This window comes from Mycolicibacterium tusciae, from assembly GCF_002086795.1.
Lineage (GTDB): Bacteria > Actinomycetota > Actinomycetes > Mycobacteriales > Mycobacteriaceae > Mycobacterium > Mycobacterium tusciae.
On sequence record NZ_MVIM01000001.1, the window covers coordinates 1 to 26285 of the forward strand.

Genomic DNA, 26285 nt, shown 5'->3' on the forward strand with positions numbered 1-26285 from the left:
GGAACATCGCGACGCCATCGGCGGATGCGCAGGTCGCGGCGTGCCGCGCGGCGCTGGCCGCGGGCGGCGTCGACGCCCCCCCCGGGGGCGCGGGGGCAGCCCCCCGCCCCCGCCCCCCCGGTGGGGGCCCGCCCCCCCGGCCCCCCCGGCACAGGGGGGGGGCGAAAATACCGGCGGCGGTGGCGGTGCCATCGGCGGTGCCGGGGGCATCGGCGCCTGCTGATTCATCAGCACGATCGGGGCGCCGGGGGGCGGTGGCACCTGATCGGGCGGCATCGGCAAGAACATGTGGTTGTTGAACTGCGACTGATAGGCGCCACCGCCGCCGATCTTGACGCCGCCACCTTCTCCGGAGGACACCGGCGTGCCGTCGGGCAGCGTCGCGGCGGTGTGGCCGCCATTCCAGCCCACGTTGAGCGCGCCGGGCTGCGTGCCGTACTGGAAGCCACGCGCAAGCAGTGCCTGCTCGATGTTCCCGGTGTGGAACCGGTCCCCGTAGACGGGGCGTCCGGTCGCCGCGTTGGTGACCCAGGAGACCAGTCCTGAGCAGTCGGTACCGGCCGGGGAATCCCCACCGGTGACGTAAGGCGTGCCGGACACGGAATTGACTAGCGTCAAAAGCGTTGCAACAGCAAACATGACGCCGGACGTTAACAGAGCGTTTTGCGGGCCGCCAAAATTTGTGATCACGTTCACCGAATATGGTGTGACCGCGACCACAATACCGAAATTCGGTGTGCTACTTCACTCAACTTCGGCCGGGAAATGGCGTATTCGCCGATTTGTTTGCTGGTCGTGACCGTTGTGTTAGCGATTTATGTTGCAGAGAGCAACTATTCGTGACGATGATGCTATTTGAGCGCGACAGAACTTACGAAAAGCATTGCAATGCAATCAATTACGCCAGCGAATCCAACGCTGAACAGCGGCGCTTACGCGTAGGCGAGCAGGAGCGGGACGTTCTGCTCGGCGCTCGTCAGTGAGCCATGGTGGCCGATCAACGAAGACTCCAGTGGCTCGACCGTTCGTCTCAGCAAACCTACAGAACCGCGGGCTGCGGCTACGACATCGCCGATTCGGCTTCGCGTCGTGTCGCTCACACGCTCGCCGAACCAGCCGGCGCCAATAGCCTCGTCGCGCGAGACCACCCATGCCCGACCTGCGAGCGTGGCCTGCCATGTCGTCAACACGTCGTCGGCCGCGCCGGGGACTACATATATGTGCCGCGCCCGAGCCTCGCCCCCGATATCGGCCACTCCGACGGTGAGCGAGTCGTCGCTGTCGATGTCGACGTCGTCGGTGCCGACGGTGACCATCCCGTGGTCGGCCACGACTGCGAGCAGCCCTCCGGGCGGCAGGCCCTCGACAATAGATTCCACCAGCCGGTCAATCTGGCGCAGCTGCATGATCCACGCGGTCGATCCGGGCCCGTAGAGGTGGCCCATCATGTCGAGTTCGCTGTGGTAGGCGTAGCAGAACCCGCCGGCGGCGACGGATTCGCGCACCCGCGCCGACAGATCGCCCATCGCGTGCACGCCGATGTACCGGCCGCCGCGCAGCGCCGCGCGCGTCATCCCGGACCCGGTGAACTCGGCTCCGGAGATGACGCTGACCGACGCCCCCGCCGAGACGGCCCGTTCGAACGTCGTCGGCATCGGCTGCACCTGCTCGGGCGGCGCTGCGTCTCGCACGTCGGCGCCCCACGGGTGTATGCGCCAGCGCAAAGAGTTCACCACCCCGACGTCGGGCAACCGGAAGGAGTAACCGACCATGCCGTGCTCGCCGGAGCGACAGCCGGTGCCCAGCGCGGCGAGTCCGGCGACGGTGGTGGCCGGGAAGCCGACCTGCAGGTTGCGGCCGCGAAGGCCGGCCATGACGGGTGCTTCGGCGGGGTGTTCGTCGAGTAATTCCGCGCCGAGCCCGTCGACCAGCAGTACGCAGGCGCCGGTGATATCAGCGTCTAACGGTATTCGGCTGTCGAATCCGGCGACACCCATCGCGGAGAGAACGGACGGAATGACGTCGGCGAGGTGTGGGGTGTCTGGGCTCGGCTGCGGCAGGTCCACAAGCCGAGCCTGCCACACCGCCGGGTGGTCTTTACCAATCCTTGACCGCGTATTGAATCCGCGCCCTGACGATGGACGAGTGACTACGCTTTCACACGTGGAGCTGGGGGTTTTAGGGCCTCTACAGGTCCGGCAGTATGGTCTGCCGGTCGCTGTCCCCGGCGCAAAACCACGCGCCGTCCTCACCATGCTCGGTCTGCACGGCGGTTCTGTCGTCACCGCCGACGCCCTCGCCGAACTGCTCTGGGGTGCTCGTCCACCACGCACCGCCGTCAAGGCGTTGCAAACTCACATCTCTTCTCTGCGTCGCGCCCTCGGTGAGGGTTATGTGCTGACGGAGGGGACCGGGTGGACGCTCAGTACGACCGAGGTCGACGCCACCCGGTACAAGCTGGCCGCCAGGCTGGGGCGCGAGGCGTTCGCGGGTGGAGACGCCGGCCAAGCGGTGGCCCGCTTCGACGAGGCGCTGGCGCTGTGGCGCGGCGCTCCCGAGCTGCCGGATGGTCCGCGCGGCGGGGCGGAGAAGACGCGGTGGATCGAGGGGCACGCCGCGTTGGTGGAGGACCGCGCCGATGCGCTGCTCGCGACGGGGCGGGCCGCCGAAATCGTCGGCGAGCTGGAGGCCGCGATCGCCGATGCGCCACTGCGGGAGAGGCGATGGGGACAGTTGATGCTCGCCCTTTATCGCGCGGGCAGGCAGGGTGAATCGCTCGGGGCGTATCAGCGGGCACGCTCGATGCTCGCCGACGAGCTCGGCGTCGACCCGGGACCGGATCTTCGCCGACTGGAAGCCGCGATCGTTGCGCAGGACGACACATTGGAACTAGCGGTCTCACAGCAACTTTCGACAGTAACCAAGGCGGTGACCTTCCTGCTCACCGACATCGAGGGGTCGACCGCAGCCTGGGAAGCCCAAGCCAACGCCATGGCGGTGGCTCTCGCGCGGCACGACGAGATCGTCGAACAGGTCGTCACGTCCCGGGGCGGGCGGCTCATCAAGACTCGCGGCGAGGGCGACGCGACGTTCTCGGTCTTCGACCGACCGTCGGGGGCGGCGGCCGCCGCCATCGAGCTGCAGGAAGCGGTCCGTCACGAACCGTGGGCGCTGTCGGAGCCCATGTGCATCCGGGTGGCACTGCACACCGGCGAGGTCGAATTGCGCGATGGCGACTACTTCGGCCGAGCGGTCAATCGTGCCGCGCGCCTGCGCTCGTTGGCCGCCGGCGGGCAGATCCTCTGTTCGGGCGCCACGGCCGAACTCGTCATCGACACGCTTTCGGACGACGTCCTCCTCATCGATCTGGGATCGCGCCAGCTGAAGAACCTGGCTCGCCCGGAGCATGTCTTCGAACTGCGCCTGGAGAGCGCCGTAGGCCCCGCCACTCCCATGACCGAAGCGCCACCCATGGAGCGACCCGACCTGCCCGCCGTCCTCGCCGGACCAGGGCCGTTCGTCGGGCGAGCCCCAGAACTCGAGCAACTTCTCTCTGCATGGCAACTAACACTCGACGCCGGCACCCGCGCCGTACTGATCGCCGGTGAACCAGGCGTTGGCAAGACCCGGCTGTCCGGTGAATGGTCACGTCAGGCCTACGGGCAAGGTGCCGTCGTCCTTTACGGCCGCTGTGACGAGGACCTCGGTGCCCCGTATCAGCCGTTCGCGGAAGCCCTACGGTCGCTGGTGCCCTGCCTCGGCGCCAGCCGGTTGCGCGAGTTGCGAGGAGTCGAAGCACTTCTTGCATTGGTTCCCGGACTGACCGATGTGCTACCCGATCTGACAGCGCCTCCCCGCGCCGACGCGGACACCGAGCGCTACGCGCTTTTCGATGCCGTCGTTGCGCTGCTGGGAATCGCCTCCGCGAGTGCACCTGTCGTGCTGGTTCTCGACGATCTCCACTGGGCGGCCAAGCCCACCCTGCTGCTACTGCGGCATCTTCTGCGGTTCGGAGAGCACGCCCGTGTGCAGATCGTCGGGACGTACCGCAGCACCGACCTGGACCGCTCCCACCCCTTGGCGGCGATGCTCGCCGACCTGCACCGCGACGGCTCCGCGAATCGCCTTCAGCTCAGCGGTCTCGACGAGGACGACGTCACCGCCTACGTCGCCGAGGCGGGTTACGACGACGAAGAGCTCGGACGCGCGTTGGCGTCAGTGACGGGTGGAAATCCGTTCTTCCTGATCGAGGCGCTGCGCCACGTGGACGAAAGCGGTGGCCATTGGGATCCGAGCACCCTGCCACAAGGCGTCCGGGAAGCGGTGAGTCGCAGGCTTTCTCGGCTTCCAGCGGATACGAACAAAGCTCTTGCGGCGGCGGCGGTAGTCGGCAGCCGGTTCGCGATCGATCTGGTCGAGCGTGTGGTCGGCGAAGACCTCGTCGACGCATTCGACGAAGCGTCCAAGGCCGGAATCGTCATTGAAGAACCGGGCGGTCGTTACCGGTTCAACCACGCCATCGTCCGGCAGTCGCTGCTAGCCGAGCTCGCATCGGTGCGGCGCATGCGGCTCCATCAGCGGATCGCCTCGACGCTCGAAAGCGAGCAGGGTGCCGACGACGAACTGCTCGCCGAACTGGCTTACCACTACTTCGAATGCGCGTGGGCGGGCAACGCGGTCAAGGCTGTCGACTACTGTCGGCGTGCCGCGGATCAGGCGATGGCACGCCTGGCCTACGAAGGCGCGGCCGACCTCTACGACAAGGCACTGCACGCACTCGATGAGCTCGACGATGAGTTGCCCGACCGCGCCGACCTGCAAGCCGAGCTGTTGGTCGCTCGTTGTGAGGCGCTGCTGGCCGCGGGTGATGTGGGCTCAGCGAGGGGCGCGGTCTCGCAGTTGCAAGGCGCCGCAAACGATTCCGCGCGCCTGGCGGCCTGGGGCACGTGCTTCGACGGCCAGCTGTCGATGCTCACCGATCCCGAGCGTCTGGACGAAATCGAGACCGCGCTGGGCGCGGCGGCCGTGGAGCTTGCCGGACTTGACGACGCCGCAGGGGAGGCCAAGGCCCACACAGTCCGGGCCGGGTGTCTGGCCCGTCTCGGCCGGATCGGCGATTGCGAAACCGCGTTGGACCAGGCGCTCACTGCGGCGCGACGCGCTGGCGAGCACCGCAGAGTGAACGCTGTGCTGGCCGGCGCACCGCTTGCGGCGCTGTGGGGGCCGAATCCGGTTCCGCGCGCGGGCGGGCGTTGTCTGGATGTGGTTCGGCTCCTTCGCATCACGACGGGGTCGCCGGTCGTCGAGGCGACGTCAACGCGATGCCAAGGCGTACTAGATGCATTTCGCGGGCGCGCCGCCGCGGGTCGTCATCTGATCGACTCTGCCAGACGCACCCTCACCGAGCTCGGCATGCGGCACGCACTACTCGAAGTGGACCAGTTCGCAGGGATCGTCGAACTGGTCGCAGACGATCCGGCAGCTGCTGAAAAGCACTTCCGACGGGCCTACAAAGGCTTCCGCCGCATGGGTCTCGACGTTGACACCGCCGACACCGCGGCGTTGCTGGCCCGCGCATGTCTTGCGCTCGACAAAGATACCGAAGCCGACGAATTATGCACGGAGAGTGAGGAACTCGCCGGCCACGCGTTGAAGCCGGCGATCGCCTGGCGGACCGTGCGCGCGCAGTTACTGGCACGTCAGGGTGATCATGACCGAGCGAAGCGGGTGGCTGAGGATGCTATCGCCATCGCGGAGCGCACCGACGAACTGGTCGATCACGGCGACGCATGTCTGGCCTTGGCGACGGTGTTGGATATTGCTGGCGATGCCGCGGGGGCGCGAGCCGCCGCCGAGAACGCGGTCAGCTTGTACGAACTCAAGGGGGCAGCGGCACTTGCGGAGAAGGCGCGAAGGCTCGCAGGCAAGGGCGAGCACCCGACTGGCGCGCCTACACAGGAAGCGCCACCTGCCGAGGTCGAAAACTCGTGCGTACGCGTGATCCGCCGTCTAGACGCTGCCGCCGATAGTGGGGCCTGGGACGACTACCAGGATATGTACGCGACCGATGTTGCCGTCGAGAGCCGGCGCAAAATCGTCGGATTCGATCAACTTGATCTTCCGACGGATGAATGGCCAACGACGGCAAGACGCCTCGCCGACGCCGGCGCGGTGCGCCACCGCCACGAGATTGTCGCCGTGCGCGGCGAGCGCCTGGCTCTTGCTCGATTGGTGATCGGCAGTGCCGACATGAGCGCTGGGGCCCCGCAAGAAGAGGTACTTGAGTTATACGGCCTTGACACGGAAGGTCGAATCGCCATGCGGCTTTGGTTCGACATCGAAGACATCGACGCCGCAATGGCTGAGCTCGACGCCACACACACCCGGCTCGAGAACCAACCTTCGCGAGCTCCGAGCGTTCAGCAGGACAATGCGTGCACACAAGTCATCAACCGCCTAGTCGATGCTCTCAATCGCGAGGATTGGGAAAGGGTCGACCAACTGTCGGCAACGGACGTCGAGGTCGAGAGTCGCAGAAAATTCATTGCGTTCACACACGATGACCTCTTTTCGGGCGATTGGACGCAGAACGTCAGGAGACTTTCCCGTGAAGCGGGCGACATCTACTACCGGCACGAGGTTGTCGCCATCCGAGGCGAACGCCTGGCTCTCATCCGACTGAAACTTGGGACTGCTGATGGGAGCCAGGGGGCGCCGCATTCTGAGATGCTTCAGGTAGCGGGTCTCGATCGGTCCGGCCGCTTTTCATTTTCGGTGTGGTTCGACCTCGATGACATGGACGCCGCGATCGCTGAACTCGGCGCCGCGCACGCGCGGTTGGAAAGACAACCTCCGCGACCATTACTCGAGAACGCCGCTTCCCGCGCCGATGACCGACTGATCACGCTCCTTGGCGGCAATCGCTTGGACGAGATTGATGTGCTGTTTTCTCAGGACACTCGGGTCGATGACCGACGGCAAGGTCTTCGCCGCGAGAGCAACGATCGCGCGACAACGGTCGAAAATATCCGGGCCATCGCAGCCTTGGGTGTCATCGTCGCGAAGACGACGATCGCCCTGCGAGGCGATCATCTCTGCCTCAGCCAAATTCGCTTCAAGGAAGATACCGAGCGGCCCGACGCGTTCTGCGTTCAAGCGCTCGAAATCACCGAGGTGAACACCGACGGGTTGATGGTAGCCAAGGTCGAGTTTGATCTCGACGATATCGACGCCGCCATCACTGAACTCGACGCCCGATACCTCGCCGGTCAAGCAGCGCCGTTCCGGGACACATGGTCCGTCATCGCCGAGTCCTACGCCGCGGTCAGCCGGGGTGAGCTGCCACCGACCACGCGGGATTGCGAGAACATTGACCATCGCCGAGCGGCGGCGTTCGCGCCCGGCGAGCTGATCGCGTACCTCCGTGCCGGGCGTGAACTCGACCAAGGCATCGGACCGTATATCGAGGTTGTGCATCGGCTGACCAACCGCGGAGCGGTCATCACCTACGCAGCGCACGCCAGATCGTCGGACGGCTTCGACGCCGAGTGGCGGGAAATTACGATGTCAACGGTCGATGGCGACCTGATCAACCGCTGCGAGATCTTCGACGAGGCAGACCTCGACGCAGCAGTCGCGAGATTTGAACATCTCACCCGTCCGGCGCCGCGGCTGGAAAACTCAGCAAGCCAACTTGCCCGGCGCTTCGGGGCGTATTTCGCGACTGGCCGCTGGGATGCGATGACGGAGATATTGGCCGACGACATGTCAACTGACGATCGCCGTACGGTTGTCAGCGCCGGCCACCAACATGGTCGAGATGCCGTGCTCGCTGAATTGCGGATGATCGGCGACCTCGGGGGCACGAAGATCGTGTCCAGAGTCCTTGCGATCCGCGGGGACCGCCTTGCTCTGAATCGAGTGTGCTTCTCGGGTCGAGACCAACGGCCCGACGCGTTCATCGCGGAAGCACTTGTCGTGGTAGAGGTCAACGCCGACGACCGGATGACAGCGCACGTCGCGTTCGACGTCGACGATATCGACTCCGCCTTCGAAGAACTCGACGCCCGATACCTCGCCGGCGAAGCGGCCCCGCACTCACACACATGGTCGGTCATCGGCCGGAATGTCGCGGCGTTCAATCGTGGCGATCGCTCCACGACAACCCCGGACTGGGTCACCATCGACCACCGCCGTGTTGCGATATTCGCACCAGGAGAATTGGCCACCGCGGTACGGGACGCCGCGGCCCCAACGCCGGAATTCCGAGCCCGCAATGTCGCTGTGCATCGGCTAAGTGATCGCGGTGCGGTCGTGACGACTTCGTCCCATGGGACCTCGCCAGAGGGCTTCGAAGCCGAGTGGAAGGTCATACAGATTCTTACGGTTGATGGCGAACTGATAAGCCGTTGTGAACTTTTCGACGAGACCGATATCGACGCCGCGCTCGCAAGGTTCGAACAGCTGACCCGTCCGGCACCGCAGTTGGATAACGCGGCAAGTCAAGTGTACGAGCGCTTCTGGACATGCATCCAAGCCAGAGACTGGGCCGCGCTGGCCAACCTGCTGGCCGACGACATTGTCACCGATGATCGACGCCGGGTCGTCAATGAAGGCGTCAGACACGGTCGAGTTGCCGAAATCGCGAGCACGCAAGCCCTCGCCAGCCTCGGGCTCGACAACGCAACGGTAACCGTCATCGCAAGCCGGGGGGAGCGCCTCACGCTCAGTCGGGTCGGCTCTGAAGCGTTCCAGATGTATGCTCTCAACCTCGTTGAGATCAACGTCGATAGGCAGATCGCTGCGGTCGTGGGATTCGAGGTCGACGATTTCGACTCAGCCATCGCCGAGCTCGAGGCCCGATACCTAGCCGGCGAAGCAGCCAGCCATGCGCGCACATGGAAGGCGATTGTAGAGGCCTACGCCGCGTTCAACCGGCGCGAGATCCACGCGACGACGCCCGACTGGGTCAACGTCGACAACCGTCGGGGAGCAGCTTTCGCCCCAGGCGACATGATCGCCTACATCCAGGCTGCATGGGACGACTCGCCCGACACCAAGATCTACATCGCGGCGGTGCATCGGCTGAGCAGCGCCGGAGCGGTTGTCACCCATGTCGCACACGGGATCTCGGAGGATGGGTTCGACGCCCACTGGCAGGACATCGATGTCCTGACCGTGGAAGGCGCTAGGGTCAGCCGATCTGAATTGTTCGACGAGGCAGACCTGGCCGCCGCGCTCGCGAGGTTCGACGAACTCAGTCGTCCGGTCCCGCGGCTGGAGAACGCGGCGAGCCGCGCGTACGAGCACTTCAATGAGCACCTCGCGCTTCGCAACTTGGACGCCATGGCGGAGATGATCGCGGACGACATCTGCGACCACGATCTCCGCCGAGTGGTGGGCCGTGGCGTCACACACGGTCGACAGATTCAGATGGCGAACTTGCAGGCTGTCATCGACCTCGGTATCAAGTACATATCGTTCAAGGTCATCGCGTTACGCGGAGATCGCCTCGCACTCCTTCGCGCTCGCGTAGCGGGCGGGGATCAGCGACCCGAGGCTTTCGCCCTTGAGCAACTGCAGATCATCGAAGTCGACACCAACAACCGGATCCGAATGAGTGTTCTGCTCGATCTAGACGACATCGGCGCCGCGTTCGAGGAGCTCGAGAAGCGGTATCTCGCTGGCGAAGCGGCCGCGCACTCGGAGACCTGGTCGGTTCTGACGCAAGCCTACGCCGCACTCAACCGTCACGAGCTTCCGGCTATCACGCCGGACTGGATCAATATCGACCATCGGCAGGGAGCGTCGTTCCCGCCTGGTGAGATTTTCGCATACCTCGGTGCGACCTGGAATCTGATGCCGGACTATAGGATGCGCATCACTGCCGTGCATCGGCTGAGTAGCCTCGGGGCAGTCGTCACTCATAACGCGTACGGGATTTCGCAAGAGGGATTCGACGCCGAGTGGCGGCTGGGCGCCCTCTTCACGTTCGACCGCGACCTCATCAGCCGTTGCGAACTCTACGACGAGGCAGACCTCGACGCTGCACTCGCGAGGTTCGACGAACTCAATCCTCCGGCGCCGCGGCTGGAGAATGCGGCGAGCCAAGCATACGACCGCTTCCTAGCGCACTGCGTTGCTCATGAATGGAGCTCTCTGGCAGAGATTCTCACCGTCGACATGCTTCATGACGATCGCCGTGGGCTGGGTGCAGGAATCCGACACGGCCGGGAAGCCGAGATCGAAAATGTGCGGACGACCGCGGATCTGGGTGCGATCAATGCAACATCGACGGTCATCGCTACCCGAGGGGAGCGCCTAGCCCTCTCTCGTAATCGCTTCTGTATCCAGGAACAGGGGCCCGATGCGTTCCTCTTGGAGGTGCTCGGCATCGTCGAGGTCGACGCAGACAACAGGATCGTGGCGCGGGTGGGGTTCGACCTCGACGACGTCGAAGCTGCTTTCGAGGAGCTCGACGCCCGTTATATCGCAGGCGAAGCAGCTGTTTACGCACACACCTGGTCACTGATCGCAGGGGTTTACGCCACGTTCAACCGGCATGAACTCCCTACGGTGGACTGGGTTGCAGTCGATCACCGGCGAGTTACACCATTCGCATCCGGCAACCAGACCGCGTCCATCCGCGCCACGTGGGATCTCATGCCGGACTTCGCCATCCACGTCGAGTCGGTGCATCGACTCAGCAGCGCCGGAGCGGTTGTCACCCATACTGCGCGTGGGACATCGCCAGACGGTTTTGACGCTGAGTGGCGCCATATCCAACTTCTGAGTGTCGAAGGTGAACAGGTCAGGCGCTCCGACCTGTTCGACGAGGCAGACCTCGACGCCGCGCTTGCTCGTTTCGATGAGTTACACCTTCAGACACCGCGATTAGAGAACGCCGCAAGCCAAGCAACCGAACGCTTGCTGGCGAGCTTCGGGGCGCGCGACTGGACCGCAATGGCGGGGATACTGGCCGACGACGTTTCCGGTGACGATCGCCGTCGGGTGGTCGGCGGGGGAGTCCGATACGGTCGAAATGCCGAGATCGCAAACATGCGGGCAAGCGCCGATCTCGGGTCCACGAATATAACGTCGACCTCCATAGCGACCCGGGGGGAGCGCCTGGTTCTTACGCGTGCCTGCTACGCGGGTGGCGCGCAGGGGACCGATGCCTTCCTCTCCGAGGTGCTCAGCGTCTACGAACTCGACGCCGACGAGCGAATGTCGGCGATCGTCGTATTCGATATCGACGATATGGACGCTGCGTTCGAAGAGCTCGAAGCCCGTTACGTCGCCGGCGAGGCAGCCGCCCACTCACACACCTGGTCGGTCATCGCGAACGCCTACACCGTCTTCAATCGGCGCGAGCTATTCCCAACGACTCCGGGTTGGGTGAACATCGACCACCGGCGCGGGATAACTGTCGCCCCCGGCGACCTAAAGGCACTCATCCGCGCATCCTGGGACGACACGCCTGACGTCGGCATCTATATCCAGGCGGTGCATCGGCTCAGTGGAATCGGGGCGGTCGCAACGAGCGCCTCGCGCGGGACGTCGCAAGAAGGCTTCGACGCGGAGTGGCGGGAGATCGCCGTAACGACAGTCGACGGCGACATGATCAGTCGTACCGAACTCTACGACGAGGCGGACCTCGACGCTGCACTCGCAAGGTTCGACGAACTCAATCCTCCGGCGCCGGGACCGCAGAACGCCGCAACCGAGGTGGAAGAGCGCTTCCAGGCGTCCTTCGCGGCCCGCGACTGGGCCGCGATGGGCGAGACACTGGCCGACAACATTTTCGCAGACGATCGTCGGCGGGTAGTGAACGCCGGCATCCGACACGGTCGAGACGCCAAAATCGCGGACATGCGGGCGACCGCAGACCTCGGGACCAAGAACGCGAGGTCGACCGTGATCGCCATCCGCGGGCAGCGCCTCGCCCTGGTGGGTATCCGCCTCTCGGGAAGGGACCAGCGGCCCGACGCATTCCACACCGAGATGCTCGGCATCGTCGAGATCAACGCCGATAGGCGGATGGCAACCCGCGTCCTTTTCGACGTCGACGACATCGACGCCGCCTTCGAGGAGCTTGAGTCGCGTTACGTCGCCGGCGAGGCATCGGCTCACACGCGCACCTGGTCGCTTGTCCGGCGAGCCTACAACGCTGTTAATCGGCGCGAGCTGGCGCAGAGGACACCAGATTGGGTGATGATTGATCACAGGCAACTCGCCATGGTGGAGGCACCAGATATGGCTCCGTCCTTCCGCGCCGGGTGGGACCTCACGCCGCAAGCAAGCATCTACGTCGAGACCGTCCACCGCCTCAACGACCTCGGCGCGGTCGTAACCCATTCTTTGAGCGGTACGTCGCAAGAGGGTTTCGAGGCTGAATGGCGATCCGTCGATCTAGTGACGTTCGAAGGCAACCTCATGAATCGCAGCGAGCTGTTCGACGAGACAGACCTCGACACCGCGCTCGCTCGCTTCGACGAGCTCAGTCGTCCGGTTCGGCAATTGGAGAACGCGGCGACGCGGGTATACGACCATTACCATTCGCGTTTCGCTGCTCGCGATTGGGACGCGATGGCTGCAATGCTGGCGGAAGACCACTGCAGTGACGATCGTCGTCACGCTGCTGACGAAGGAATTCGATACGGTCGCGATGCCGAAGTCGCGAGTGCGAAATCAGTGGCAGGCGCTGGGATCACGGGTTTGACGGACGTCGTCATCGCAACCCGCGGGGACCGGCTCGCCCTGTGTCGCACTCGGGGTACTACCAGCGGGGGATTCTCGTTGGAGGTTCTGCGCATCGTCGAGATCGACGCCGACGAGCGGATCGTGGCGCGCGTCGCATTCGACATCGAGGACATCGACGCCGCCTTCGAGGAGCTTGAGTCCCGTTATGCCGCAGGTGAAGCAGCGGCTCACTCTCACACCTGGTCCGTCATTTCGAAGGCTTACGCCGCGCTCAATCGACGTGAACTCGCCAAGACGACGCCGGACTGGGTGAACATTGATCACCGGCGCGGAATAGCAGCCGCTCAAGGTGATTTGACCCCGTACATCCGCGCTGCGTGGGATGTCATGGCTGACGTCGCTGAATACATCGAGGCTGTGCATCGGCTGACCAACCTCGGAGCCGTCATCACCCGCGTGTCGTACGGAACCTCACAGGATGGCTTCGACGCCGAATGGCGTGAGATCGACCTTATGACGGTCGACGGCGACCTGATCAGCCGCAGCGAAAAATTCGACGAGGCAGACCTCGACGCCGCACTCGAGAAGTTCGACGAACTGGGTCGTCCGGCACCGCGACTGGAAAACGCAGCAACGCGAGTGAATGCACGCCACATCGCGCACTACGTTGCCCGCGACTGGGCCGCCATGGCGGCCTTATGGGCCGACGACCTTCACAGCGACGACCGCCGTCGGGTGGTGAATGCCGAAAGCCACGGCCGAGATACCATCGTCGAAAGTCTCCGGTACGTCGCCGAACTCGGGATCCCGGGGGCGTCGTCAATCACCATCGCCACCCGTGGAGAGCGCCTTGGCCTCACGCGGATTCGATACTCGATCAACAACGAGACTTCTGACGCGTTCCACGTTGATCTCCTCCAGATAATCGCGATCGATGACCACGAGCGAATCGCAGCGTTCGTCACGTTCGACCCGGACGACCTCGACGCCGCCCTCGGCGAGCTCGACGCCCGATACCTCGCCGGCGAAGCGGCCGCCCATGCCCACACATGGTCAGTAACTGCGGCGGCTTTCGCAGCACTTAATCGGCACGAAGTGCCCGCGACGACAGCTGATTACGTCCTCGTTGATCACCAGCTGCACCACAAGACGCACGATGCCAGCGGACTGGTAGATAATCTGCGCGCCTCGTGGGATCTCACTCCGGACCTCCGCATGTACATCGAGGCGGTCCATCGGCTGACTGACCTAGGGGTAGTCGTCACTCTTGCGGTGCATGGGATCTCGACCGAGGGCTTCGACGCCGACTGGCGAATCGTCGAGCTTCTGACACGCGAAGGTGACCTGGGCAAGGTATGCGAGCTCTTCGACGAGAATGACCTCGACGCCGCCCTCGCCAGGTTCGACGAGCTCAGTCATCCAGCGCGGCGGCTGCAGAATGCTGCAAGTCAAGTGGCCGAGCGCTTTTGGGTGCATTTCGCCGCCAACGACCGCGCCGTCATATGCGAGATCATGGACAGCGACATCTCCATCGAGGACCGTCGTCCGGTGGTCAATTCCGGGCTACGACGGGGCCGGGATGCCGTGATCGACGATATGCAGCTACGCGCCGACAGCGGCGTCAGGCAGACAATGCCGTCGGTCATCGCTACCCGCGGCGGGCACCTCGTCCTCGGTCGGATCGGCTATTCGGCCGAAGACGAGCGACCCGATCCATTTGTCATCGAAATCCTGTTCATCATCGAGATCGATGCCGGAGGAAAAGTCTTGGCTCTCGTCGTGTTCGACCCCGATGCTATCGACACCGCCTTCGAGGAGCTTGAGTCGCGTTACGCCGCGGGAGAAGCGGACGCCCATGCGAACACGTGGTCCGTCATCGTTCAGACATTCGCCGCGTTTAATCGACACGAGCAGCTCACGACGGACTGGGCCTTTTTCGATCACCGGCGACATAGCCCCTTCGCGCCCAGCGTTCTTGCCGCATCCATGCATGCCGTGCGGGACCTCACGCCCGACCTCAGAATCTATTTGGACGCCGTGCATCGACTTAGCGCCCAAGGAGCGGTCGTCACAAATACGTCGTACGGGACTTCGCCCGAAGGCTTTGACGCCGAGTGGCAGATGATTCAACTTTTTACTGTCGACAGCGACCGGATCAACCGCTGCGAGCTATTCGACGAAGATGCCGTTGATGCAGCGCTCGCGAGGTTCGACGAGCTCAGTCCGCCGGTACCGCTCGTCGAGAACGCCGCAAGCCAAGCAACCGAACACTTGGTGGCGAGCTTCGGGGCGCGCGACTGGACCGCAATGGCGGAGATACTGGCCGACGACGTTTCCGGTGACGATCGCCGTCGGGTGGTAGGCGGGGGAGTCCGTCACGGTCGCGACGCCGAGATCGCAAATATGCGGGCGAGCGCCGACCTCGGGGCCACGAATATGACGTCGACCTTCATTGCGACCCGCGGGGAGCGCCTCGTCCTCACGCGTGCCTGCTACTCGGATGGCGCGCAGGGGACCGATGCCTTACTCGCGGAGGTGCTCAGCTTCTACGAACTCGACGCCGATGACCGAATCGCGGCGATCGTCTTATTCGACCCCAACGACATCGACGCCGCTTTCGAGGAGCTGAATCGGCGATATCTCGCTGGAGAAGCGGCGGCGCACGCGCGGACATGGTCGCTCGTCGCCGGCGCCATCGCCGCATTCAACCGGCACGAACTCCCCGACAGGACAGCGGACTTTGTGCTCGTCGACCACCGGCAGTTCGCGATCATCGAGGCGGATGCTCTGGACGGGTACACCCGCGTCGCATGGGACCAAACACCGGACCTCACCATCCGCATCGAGTCTGTCTACCTTCTGAACGGAATCGGATCGGTGTTCACCATTGTCGCGCATGGCACCTCGCGAGACGGCTTCGATGCCGAGTGGCGAATGATCGAACTTCTGACGGTCGAAGGCGACCTGGTCAACCGTATCGAGCTTCGAGACGAGGCCGACGTCGAGGCCGCGCTCGCTCGCTTCGACGAGCTCAGTCGTCCGCTTCGGCAATTGGAGAACGCGGCGACGCGGGTATACGAACGCCTTCAGGTGTGCTTCCAGGCGGACGAATGGGACGCTATGGCCGACCTGCTGGCCGAAGACTTTCTCCAAGACGACCGACGGCGGGTGGTAGGGGCGGGGGCCCGACATGGCCGCGACGCCCAGATCGTAGACATGCGTGCGATCGCCGGCCTCGGATTTAAGCACTGGACGCCGGACGTAATTGCGATACGGGGATCGAGGCTCTTGCTCAGGCGTGTCCGGTATTCGGACAGTGAGCGACCTGATGCGGTCCATATCGACGTTCTCGAAGTCGTCGAAATTGATGCCGACGAGCGGATGACGGCGCTCGTCATTTTCGACCCCGACGACACCGACTCCGCCTTCGCGGTACTCGATGCCCGCTATGCCGCAGGCGAATCGGCCGCCCACGCGCACACCTGGTCACTGGTTGCGCAAGCGTACGCTGCGTTCAACCGCCACGAGTTATCCTCGATGACAACGGATTTCGCGAGCATCGACCACCGCCGCGTGATAGCTTCCGCGCCCGGCGACCTGTTCGGTCTCACGAGTGCTGCCTGGGACGTCACGCAGGACCTCAGCGTCTACATCGCGGCCGTTCATCGTGTGAACACTCTCGGAGCAGTCGTCACAGCCCCCGCGTACGGGACGTCGACGCAAGGTTTTCATGCGGAGTGGCGCGACATCCACCTTTTGACATTCGAAGACGACCTGATCAACCGCTGCGAAATATTCGACGAGTCAGACCTCGACGTTGCATTGGTACGGTTCGACGAACTCAGCCAGCCGCCTCGACTCGAAAATGCAGCGACCCGCACGTGGGCGCGTCTTGCGGATGCGTTCAACCGCCGCGACGTGGACACCTTTGTCGACCTCACCAGCCCGGACGGACACTTCGATGACCGGCGAAAGCTCCTGCGGGACTCCCAGGAGGCGCCGATGCGTCGCCGAGTCACCCAGGCGCTGTTCGAGTTTCCCCGAAGCTGGCGCATGGAGATCGAGCCTCTCGCCATCAGGGGATCGCGGCTCTGTCTGAGCCGGCAAATCCTGCGAGACACGGATGAGACCGACCGTCCGATCACCCTCGAGGTGTTGGTGCTCACCGAAGTCAGTGACGACAATCTAGCGCGCGAATTGATGCTCTTCGATCCCGACGATCATGACACCGCCTTCGAGGAACTAGATATCCGTTACATCGCCGGCGAAGCGGCCGCTCACGCACACACGTGGTCGGTCCTCAAGCATGCCAATGCCGCACTCAACCGACGCGAACTTCCCGCGAGGACTTCAGAATATGTGCTGCTTGATCACCGGCCGCTTGCAATGATCGAAACAAACAATTTGACCGCGTATGTCGGTGCCGGCTGGGGCCTTACGCCGCACGCGAGAATGGAAATCGAGGCCGTGCATCGGCTGACCAGCCGTGGAGCGGTGGTCACCTGGGCAGCACATGCGACTTCACAACAAGGCTTCGACGCGGAGTGGCGGCAGATAATCGTCGTGATGATCGAAGGCAACCTGATCAGCAGCGCGGAGCTTTTCGACGAGGCAGAAATCGACGCCGCGCTCGCGAGCTTCGATGAACTAGCTGCGTCAATGCCTCACTGGGAGAACGCCGCGACGCGGGTTCTCAAGCGCGCGATGGATGCGTTCAACCGCCGCGACCTTGATAGCTACCTTGCCGTTGTCACTGCAGACGGACGATATGAGGACCGGCGAAAAGGGCTGCGTGACGAGGGCCTAATCAGGCACGGTTTCGCGAACACGTTTGTCTCCGAAGCGGCTACTGATTGGCAGGTGGAGGTGGACCCCGTCGCCATCAGGGGGCTCTACCTGGCGCTGTGCCGCTTGATGTTCCGCGATCATAGCGAGGTCGATCGCCCGATCGCTGTGGAGGCTTTGCTTCAGGTCGAAGTCGCGCTTGACGAATTGATATCCCGCTTTGTGATTTTCGATCCCGACGACAACAACTCCGCGGTCGCTGAGCTCACCGCTCGCTGGATCGCATCTGGAGGGGTCGCCCATCCTGAAGTTATCGAGGCGGCACGCGAGGTGAACGAGGCCTATAACCGTCATGACTGGGATGCGGTTGCCGCAATTGAAGGCGGTGCCACCTACGTCAATCATCGGCAACTGGCGAACGGAGACGCCGAAACGATTGTCGATCATTGGTCGTCGATCCGCGCTTTGGCGTCACTGATCCCAGACCTATGGGTTGAGGGCCCCGAGATCCTCACACACTCGGCGACGGGCGTTGTGAACAGCGTTGTTGTGAAAGGCACAACGGCCGAGGGCGCCGTAATAGAGCTTCCCGCCGTCATCCTTCTTCTATTCGACGGGCCAAGCGTCATCCGCATGGAGGCCTTCGATCCCGACCAGCGGAATATGGCTCTCGCCCGCTTCGAAGAACTCAACCAGCTGGGCTGAGCCATTGACATGCAGCTGCTAGGCTGCCTATGGTGGAAATGCAGCCAGGGAGCTGCATAAACGGATATGACACAAACAGACGAGGTATTCAAGGCGCTGGCCGATCCCAGCCGACGTCTACTGCTCGACAGCCTCAATTCACGTAACGGGCAGAGTCTGCGTGACTTGTGCGCGGAACTGTCCATGGCAAGGCAGTCGGTCAGCAAGCACCTCGCGGTGCTCGAGGCAGCCAACCTGATCACCACAGTGTGGCGGGGCAGGGAGAAACTGCACTACCTCAACGCCGAACCGATCAACGCGATCGCCGATCGCTGGATCAACCAGTACGACCGTGCGCGGGTGCAGACACTCGCCGACCTGAAGATTGCATTGGAGAGCGAACCTATGAGCAACAGTCCCGCATTCGTCTATACGACCTATATCCGCACCACGCCGGAGCGTTTGTGGCAGGCGATCACCGATCCCGCGTTCTCCAACCGCTACATGGGCCACGCGTTGGTGTCGGATTTCAAGAAGGGCTCCTCTTATGTGTGGTCTGACTGCACCGGCCTGGAGATCGAGGACTCCGAGCAGGTGATCCTCGAGTCGGAGCCATATCGCAGGCTCGCGTTCACCTTTCATACCTTCGTGCCCGAGTTGACGGCACTGGGCCTCGCTGAGGACGTCGTGAAAAAGGCGGCCTCGGAGAGGCGCTCCAAGGTGTCCTTCGATATCGAGCCGGCCGACGACGGTCAAGTTAAGCTCACCGTCATCCACGACGATTTTCCGCCTGAAAGCACTGTGCGCGAACTTATTTCCGGTGGGTGGCCGTGGAAGCTCGCTAACCTCAAGAGCGAGCTGGAGCTGGCGTGACGGGAATGCCGGTGACCGCCGACCGGGCGACCTGGCAGGCGCACATCGACGCGCTACGGGTCCGGGAGAAGGCGCACACGCGAGAAGGGGACGCGATCGCGGCGGCCAGGCGCCGACTGCCGATGGTCGAGCTGGATGCCTCGACCACTTTGCGCGGCGCCAACGGACCGGTCACGCTGCTTGACACCTTCGAGGGCCGTACGCAGCTGATTGCGTACTACTTCATGTGGCACACAGGGCATTCCGCGGCCGAACAATGTGAAGGCTGCACATGGTGCACCACCAGTGTCCAGGAGCTGTCGTACCTGCACTCGCGCGACATCACCTACGCGGTCTTCTGTCAAGGCCCGTATGAGGAGAGTGGCCGCTACCGCGACTTCATGGGCTGGCAGATGCCGTGGTACTCCGCGCAAGAATCGCTCGACACCCTGCTCGCCGGACGGCAACAAGGTCTCATGCATCTGGTCTGCTACCTGCGCGACGGCGACCGCGTGTTCGAGACGTATTGGACCAATTACCGCGGCGTCGAATCCATGGACTACAGCCTTGCGCTGATGGACCTCACCGTCTATGGCCGCCAAGAGGAGTGGGAGGACTCGCCGCGCGACTGGCCGATATACCCGCTCGGCGATGATCTCCAACCGATGCGCTCGGACGGACGCCCGATTGCGCAGTGGTCACGACTACGGGCAGGTCGCTCCGACGACCTGAGATGAGAAGGGAGAAAGGCGAATGAAGACTCCACCCATTGTGTCGGCAGCGGAGTGGGATGCCGCTCTGAACGACATGCTCGTCAAGGAAAAAGAAGTTCAACGCGCCCGCGATGCGTTGGCCGCCCAGCGGCGTCGCATGCCCTGGACACCCGTTGAAAAGGAGTACGCCTTCGACGGGCCTGACGGCAAGCTCAGCCTTCTCGATCTGTTCGACGGCAGACGCCAGCTGATCGTCTATCGCGCGTTCATCGAACCAGGCACGGGCGGCGACGATGTCCCCGGGCACCCGGGCTGGCCTGAACACGGTTGCGTGGGTTGTTCGTTGATGGCCGACCACGTTCCGAATCTTGCTCATCTCAACGCACGCGACACAACTTTCGTGTACGTGTCGCGCGCCACGCAACCCGACCTGGAGCGGATGAAGTCGAAGATGGGGTGGCGGCACCCGTGGTACTCGCTCACCGATAGCTTCGACAAGGACTTCGGTGTCGACCTCTGGCACGGCACCAACGCCTTCATCCGCGACGAGAAGGACCGTGTCTTCCGCACCTACATGATCTCCGGCCGAGGCGACGAAGTATTCGTCGGAACCTGGAACCTGCTCGACATGACCGCACTTGGGCGACAGGAGAATTGGGAGGACTCACCCGAGGGCTATCCGCAGGGCCCGCCCTACGAATGGTGGCGCTGGAACGACACTTACGCCGAGCAGGGGCACGGCCCCGGCGGATGCTGCTCCTAGGACTTCACGCTCGCCAGTGCTTGGTCGATGATCTCCGACCACCGCGTCGCGTCGACGGCCTCGATCGCCGTCTCGCCCGCGAAAGCGCTCGAGATCACGATGTCGGGTCTGAGGGTTCCCAGCAGCTTGATGCTATCCCGCATTGCCGCCGCATCACCTCGACCGGGCACTACGAAGGTCGACCAGGTGCCGTCACCGGCGGGAAATATGGTGTCGCCGGTGAACAGATAGCGGTCACCGCCCGCGCCTGTCACGAGGTAACAGGTGCTTCCGGGTGAATGACCTGGTGTGGGAAGCACTTCCACGTCGTTCGCATCGACATGTCGCACCGGCTCCAGCGGTACGTCGACCGAGCCGTGTGCGCTCACCTCTGCCAGTTCGGCCGCGGGAGCGTGTAACCGACGGCCGAAACGCTCGGCGATCCGGGCCAGGTTCGGGCCCGCCTCGTCGAGGTGCGAGAGATATTGAGCGCTGACACCGCCCAGTGCGTCGATCGCGTCGAAGTCCGCATCGCCGGCCGGACTGTAGAACAGCACATTCCCCGCAGGCCGCCGCCACAGGTAGGCATGAGTGGTCAAGCCGGGGAAGGGCGAGTCCATTTGGGTTTGATAGAGATCGTCGTTGATCTTCGTCAAAGTGGCCATGACTCCACCCTGCTTCCTCAACCAAGGTTGAGGTCAAGAAAGTGGTGAGACGGGAGGTTAGACTCGACCCCCGGCGGCAACAGAGTACGTAGCCGGCGGCTCTCGGCGGCCGAATCGAACTGCTCTTTGAAGGGTGCCACCTTGGGTCGCGTTGTCGTCGCCGCCAGCTCGCTGTCTGGGCATGTCCTTCCGATGATGCGCATCGGTGCGCACCTTCAGAAAATCGGCCACGACGTCATCGTCATCTCGGCGCCCGATTTTCGGGATGACGTCGAAGGTGCCGGGCTGCGTCTCGTACCTCTTGGCCCGGACGCCCGCGTCCGGCCGCCAGCCCAACAGCAACGCATCCCAATGCCAAATCTTCTGCGCCGCTATCTGCTTGGGCTCGCAGAGTTGGAATCGACCTTCGTGTCACCGTTGGCTGCCCAGTACGACGCGCTCGAGCAGGTGCTGGCCGAGGAGCCGGTGGATGTCGTACTGGCTGATCTGACCTTCACCGGGGTGCTTGCCCTATTACTCAGAGATCGGCCCAGGCCGGAGGTGTTCACGATCGGGGTCGGGCCGGTCACTCTGTCGAGTGCGGACACCCCACCGTTCGGAATGGCTTGGGCGCCGCGCCCCGGCATGGATTACGACGGCGTCCACCGCGTGGTGCAGGGGGTCATGCTGCGGGGCGTACAGAAGTCGTTGAATCGTGAACTCGAAGCGCTTGGTGCACGGCCGTCGCCCGTCGGCCTGGTCGACTGGCCGCGACTGGCTGACCGACTGGTCCAACTGACCGTGCCGGCGTTCGAGTACCCGCGCCGGGATCTGCCTGGCTCCGTCGATTTCGTCGGCCCGGTGCTACCCGACGAAGTGGGAGCGTTCGACGCACCGGATTGGTGGCCTGAGGTCCTTGCCGCGCGGACTGTCGTGCACGTCACCCAGGGGACGTTCGACAACCACGACCACGACCGGCTGATCGGAGCGACAGTCTCCGCGCTGAAAGAAATGGACACCGTCGTCGTGGCGACCACGGGGCGACCGTTCGAATGCACCGACATGCCACCCAACGCCTTCGTCGCCGAATGGCTACCGTATGCAGCGCTTCTACCTCATGTAGACGTCATGGTCACGAACGGCGGCTACGGTGGCGTGCAGCACGCGTTGCGCTACGGCATTCCGTTGATCGTCGCCGGGGAGTCGTCCGACAAGGCAGAGGTGGCCGCGCGTGTCGCGTACACAGGAGTCGGCGTCAACCTAGGGACCGACGCGCCTTCTCCTGCGCGGATCAGGGCAGCCGTCGGCCACGTTCTCGCGACCCCCGACTATGGCGCTGCAGCCCTACGCATCGGCTCCGACATCGTGGGATCGCAGGCGCTCGACAGTATTGGCTCGCTGGTCAGCGGTGCGATGCGCTCGCGTGGCGTCCACAACTGAGCAGCCTCAGAGGCGCGCCGCACGAGCGATATTCGCGATTTTCTCCGCCACAGCCTCCGCAATGACAAGCGCCTGAGCATCGCTCGCGGGCACGTAGCGGTCGTCGGCCTCGTCGTAGGCCGCCCCCGCGATCGCAGCGTGATCCGTTGGCAGTTCGGTGAGCTCGACGGGCCACCCGTTGCGTCGAAGCATCGCAGCGAAATCACGGCTGACATCGACCGGAATGACCTGATCTTGGACGCCGTGCATCAGCGTGAACGGTGAACCCGCGCCGAACTCCGTCAGGTCGGTGGGCAGCGTCTCTCCGGAGACCGACTCTGCGACCATGAACGCGCCCGCAAGGCAAACCGTTTGTGCCAGTTCGAAATCGAAGTCGGCTGCGTGGATCGTCGCTCCCGCTGCAGCTGCTCCACCGAGCGACCAACCGACCAGGACGATCGGTGTCGTCCACCGCGCGCGGACGAACTCCAGCGATCCCAGCAGGTCGGCACGACCGCGGTCTGCGGCCCGGGAATTCCAGTCCGGCACGACGACACCGGCGCCCCGGTCGGCAATCCGTTGGGCAAGCGGGCCCATCGTGGCTCGCGCGTCGACCTGCGCACCATGCCACATCAGGACCGTGCGTTGCGCGGGATCACCGTATACATCTGCGAACCGACCTGGTGCGTATTCGACCGTCTCCATGTACCGAGGGTTCCCGACCTCTACAAACTTATGCATAGCGCTCGGCGAACCGCCGCAGAATCATGTGCGGATAGCGGACATTCCATTGCCGCGCTTCAGTTTTGAGCTGCTCAGCGGACTCGGGGGCGAAGTAGCCGTGATTCTTGTAGGCCTCGACGCGGGTGTAGATGCCGGCGAGGTCGAGTTCGGGATGGAACTGCGTGGCATAGACGTTCTCGCCGACCCGGAAGGCCTGGACCGGGCATTGCGGCGAGGTGGCCAGACACACCGCGTTGTCCGGCAGCGTTGCCGCGGACTCCTTGTGCCCGCCGTAGGCGTCGAAGACGTCGGGCAATTCGGCGAACAGGGGATCGGCTCGACCAGCGTCGGTGACCGTTATCGGCATGCCGCCAACCGGTTCCGGATATGTGCGATCGATCCCGGCGCCGATGACGGTACCCAGCGTGCCGACGCCGTAGCAGCAGCCGAGAAACGGGAAATCCTCATCGACGATGCGCCCGATCAACGCGAACAGCTCGGACTCGACACGTTGCTGCGTCGCGGATTTCATCTCGGCCGCGTCGCTGACGTTGTATGGCCCGCCACCCAGGATGATGCCAGACCAGTCGGCGAGATCAATGGTGCCCAGTTCCTGATGAGTGAGCCGGATGCGGTGCACACCCGTCGAATCCAGACCGGCGAAGCGCATCACCGCGGCGTACTCGTCGTCGGCCGCCTCATCCTCGCCGCGGATCGACAACAGCAGGAATGGCGCAGATAGCACGACACCCCGCGAGCCGTCAGAGCCCGCGGGGTGTCGCATGAACCCAATTAGGCCAGATCGAACCGGTCGTTGTTCATGATCTTCACCCACGCGGCGACGAAGTCCTCGACGAACTTCTGCTTGTTGTCGTCTTGGGCGTAGTGCTCAGCGAGCGCCCGCAGCTGCGAATTCGAGCCGAACACCAGATCATTGGCGGTCGCGGTCCACTTGAGCTGGCCCGACGCACGGTCGGTGCCCTCGTAGACGTGCTCTGCCATCCCCGACTTCCACTGTGTGCTCATATCGAGCAGGTTGACGAAGAAGTCGTTGGTCAGCACACCCGGCTTGTCGGTGAACACGCCGTGCTTGCTGCCGCCGTGGTTGACGTTGAGTGCCCGGAGGCCGCCGACCAGTGCCGTCAGTTCGGGAGCTGTCACCCCAAGCAGGATCGCCTTCTCCATCAGCAGCTGCTCCAGCGGATTCTTCTCGCCCGGACGCACGAAGTTGCGCAACCCGTCCCACCGCGGCTCGAGCACCGCGAACGACTCCACGTCGGTGTCCTCCTGCGTCGCGTCGGTGCGACCCGGCGCGAAGTGGACATCGATTTCGAAGCCGGCATCCTTGGCTGCCTTCTCGACCGCCGCCGAGCCGCCCAGCACGATCAGGTCGGCCAGCGACACGTTCTTGCTCCCGGCGTTGAACTCCTGCTGGATCTTCTCGAGCACCGGCAGCACCTTGGCCAGCTCGGACGGCTCGTTGGCCTCCCAGTTCTTCTGCGGCTCAAGGCGAATCCGCGCACCGTTGGCACCACCGCGCTTGTCGGTGCTGCGGAAGCTGGCGGCAGACGACCATGCCGTCTTGACCAACTGCTGCACGGTCAGCCCCGAGTCGAGCAGCTTGGCCTTGAGCGACTTGATGTCCGACTCGTCGATCAGCTCGCCCTCGACGGCAGGAACCGGGTCCTGCCACAGCTGCGGCTCGGCGACCCACGGGCCGATGTAACGGCTGATCGGACCCATGTCACGATGCAGCAGCTTGTACCAGGCCTTGGCGAACGCCTCGTTGAGCTCCTCGGGGTGGTCGAGCCAGCGACGGGTGATCGCGCCGAACTCCGGGTCCTCCCGCATGGAGACGTCGGTGACCAACATCGTCGGCTTCCGGTTCGGCCCACCGAACGGATCGGGGATGATCGCCTCGGCGTCCTTGGCCTCGAACTGCCATGCGCCCGCGGGGCTCTTGGTCAGCTCCCACTCGTGGCCGTACAGGATCTCCAGGTAGCGGTTGCTCCACTGGGTGGGCTTGTCCGTCCACACCACCTCGAGCCCGCTGGTGACCGTGTCGCCGGCCTTGCCCGAGCCGAACGGGCACTTCCAGCCCAGGCCCTGCTGCTCGATCGGAGCGCCCTCGGGTTCGGGGCCCATACCTTCGTCCGGGCCGGCGCCGTGGGTCTTGCCCAGCGTGTGGCCACCGACAATCAGCGCTGCGGTCTCCTCGACGTTCATGGCCATCCGGCCGAAGGTCTCCTTGATGTCGATCGCAGCGGCGATCGGATCCGGCTTACCTTCGGGCCCTTCGGGATTGACGTAGATCAAGCCCATCGTGGTCGCGCCGTAAGGTTCGGCGAGATCGCGCTCACCTGAGTACCTCTTGTCGGTGCCAAGCCATTCGTCCTCTTCGCCGAAGAGGATCTCGACGGGCTCCCACACGTCGGGCCGGCCGAAGCCGAAACCGAAAGTCTCGAAGCCGGCCGACTCCAGTGCCACATTGCCGGCGAAGACCAGCAGGTCGGCCCACGAGATCTTGTTGCCGTATTTCTGCTTGACCGGCCACAGCAGACGACGCGCCTTGTCCAGGTTGGCGTTGTCCGGCCAGCTGTTCAGCGGCGCGAAGCGCTGCATGCCCTCGCCGCCGCCGCCACGGCCGTCGTAGATGCGGTAGGTACCGGCGGCGTGCCAGCTCATGCGGATGAAGAGGCCGGCGTAGCTGCCGTAGTCGGCGGGCCACCAGTCCTGCGACGTGGTGATGACGGAGAGCACGTCGGCCTTGAGGGCCTCGGGGTCGAGCTTGGCGAACTCCTCGGCGTAGTTGAAATCGTCGCCGTAGGGGTTGGAGAAGGAGCCGCGTGCGTGCAGCTTCGACACGTCGACCTGGTCGGGCCACCAATCCTGGTTGGTTCGGGGCGCGTGCGCCTTCGGCTTCGGCGTATCGATTACGGGGTTTTCACTCTCGCTTCCGCTGCTCGCCGTGGGCTTCTCGGGTGACGGCGGCTTGGCGTCAGGTGAATCAGACACAACATT

At 64.0% G+C, this 26285-nt stretch carries 11 protein-coding genes; 5 read left to right on the forward strand and 6 right to left on the reverse strand.

All coding sequences use genetic code 11. The annotated features are described in order from the left end of the window. Positions 1-639: C40 family peptidase (locus tag BST47_RS30945; protein WP_234809530.1), on the reverse strand; the 639-nt coding region annotated here is incomplete at its 3' end. Positions 640-932: 293 nt separating this feature from the next. Beyond that, positions 933-2066, reverse strand: coding sequence for an alkaline phosphatase family protein (locus BST47_RS00010; protein WP_083123167.1), 1134 nt, complete (start codon positions 2064-2066; stop codon positions 933-935). 97 nt (positions 2067-2163) lie between these two features. On the opposite strand from BST47_RS00010, the gene BST47_RS00015 reads away from it, so the two are divergent. The 4 genes from BST47_RS00015 to BST47_RS00030 all read left to right on the forward strand — a co-directional run bounded on the left by BST47_RS00015 (position 2164) and on the right by BST47_RS00030 (position 20499). Beyond that, positions 2164-18192, forward strand: coding sequence for an ATP-binding protein (locus BST47_RS00015; protein ID WP_474623427.1), 16029 nt, complete (start codon positions 2164-2166; stop codon positions 18190-18192). Positions 18193-18258: 66 nt separating this feature from the next. Beyond that, the gene (locus BST47_RS00020) at positions 18259-19044 is read left to right on the forward strand and encodes an ArsR/SmtB family transcription factor (RefSeq protein WP_083123169.1); all 786 of its coding nucleotides are present in this window, start codon (positions 18259-18261) and stop codon (positions 19042-19044) included. Continuing rightward, positions 19041-19760 carry a DUF899 family protein gene (locus tag BST47_RS00025; RefSeq protein WP_207568489.1) on the forward strand — a complete coding sequence of 240 codons (720 nt, stop codon included), beginning with the start codon at positions 19041-19043 and terminating at the stop codon, positions 19758-19760. The genes BST47_RS00020 and BST47_RS00025 overlap by 4 nt, the downstream gene beginning before the upstream one ends. Positions 19761-19776: 16 nt before the next feature. Then, a complete protein-coding gene (locus BST47_RS00030; protein WP_083123171.1) occupies positions 19777-20499 on the forward strand; it encodes a DUF899 domain-containing protein in 723 nt (240 codons plus the stop codon). Here BST47_RS00030 and BST47_RS00035 read toward each other — a convergent pair. Next, entirely contained in the window at positions 20496-21143 is a 648-nt protein-coding gene (locus BST47_RS00035) for an MBL fold metallo-hydrolase (RefSeq protein WP_083123172.1), read from the reverse strand. The two genes, BST47_RS00030 and BST47_RS00035, sit on opposite strands and share 4 nt — an antisense overlap. Before the next feature lie 141 nt (positions 21144-21284). On the opposite strand from BST47_RS00035, the gene BST47_RS00040 reads away from it, so the two are divergent. Further along, complete coding sequence (locus BST47_RS00040; protein WP_234809531.1) at positions 21285-22562, forward strand: glycosyltransferase; 1278 nt, start codon at positions 21285-21287, stop codon at positions 22560-22562. 6 nt (positions 22563-22568) lie between these two features. Here BST47_RS00040 and BST47_RS00045 read toward each other — a convergent pair whose 3' ends face one another. The 3 genes from BST47_RS00045 to katG are packed head-to-tail and all read right to left on the reverse strand — an operon-like array spanning position 22569 to position 26279. Then, positions 22569-23246 carry an alpha/beta hydrolase gene (locus tag BST47_RS00045; protein ID WP_083123174.1) on the reverse strand — a complete coding sequence of 226 codons (678 nt, stop codon included), beginning with the start codon at positions 23244-23246 and terminating at the stop codon, positions 22569-22571. 28 nt (positions 23247-23274) lie between these two features. Beyond that, a complete protein-coding gene (locus BST47_RS00050; RefSeq protein ID WP_083123175.1) occupies positions 23275-24048 on the reverse strand; it encodes a glutamine amidotransferase in 774 nt (257 codons plus the stop codon). 8 nt (positions 24049-24056) lie between these two features. Continuing rightward, positions 24057-26279, reverse strand: coding sequence for a catalase/peroxidase HPI (gene katG, locus BST47_RS00055; protein ID WP_083123176.1), 2223 nt, complete (start codon positions 26277-26279; stop codon positions 24057-24059). Positions 26280-26285 lie beyond the last annotated feature (6 nt).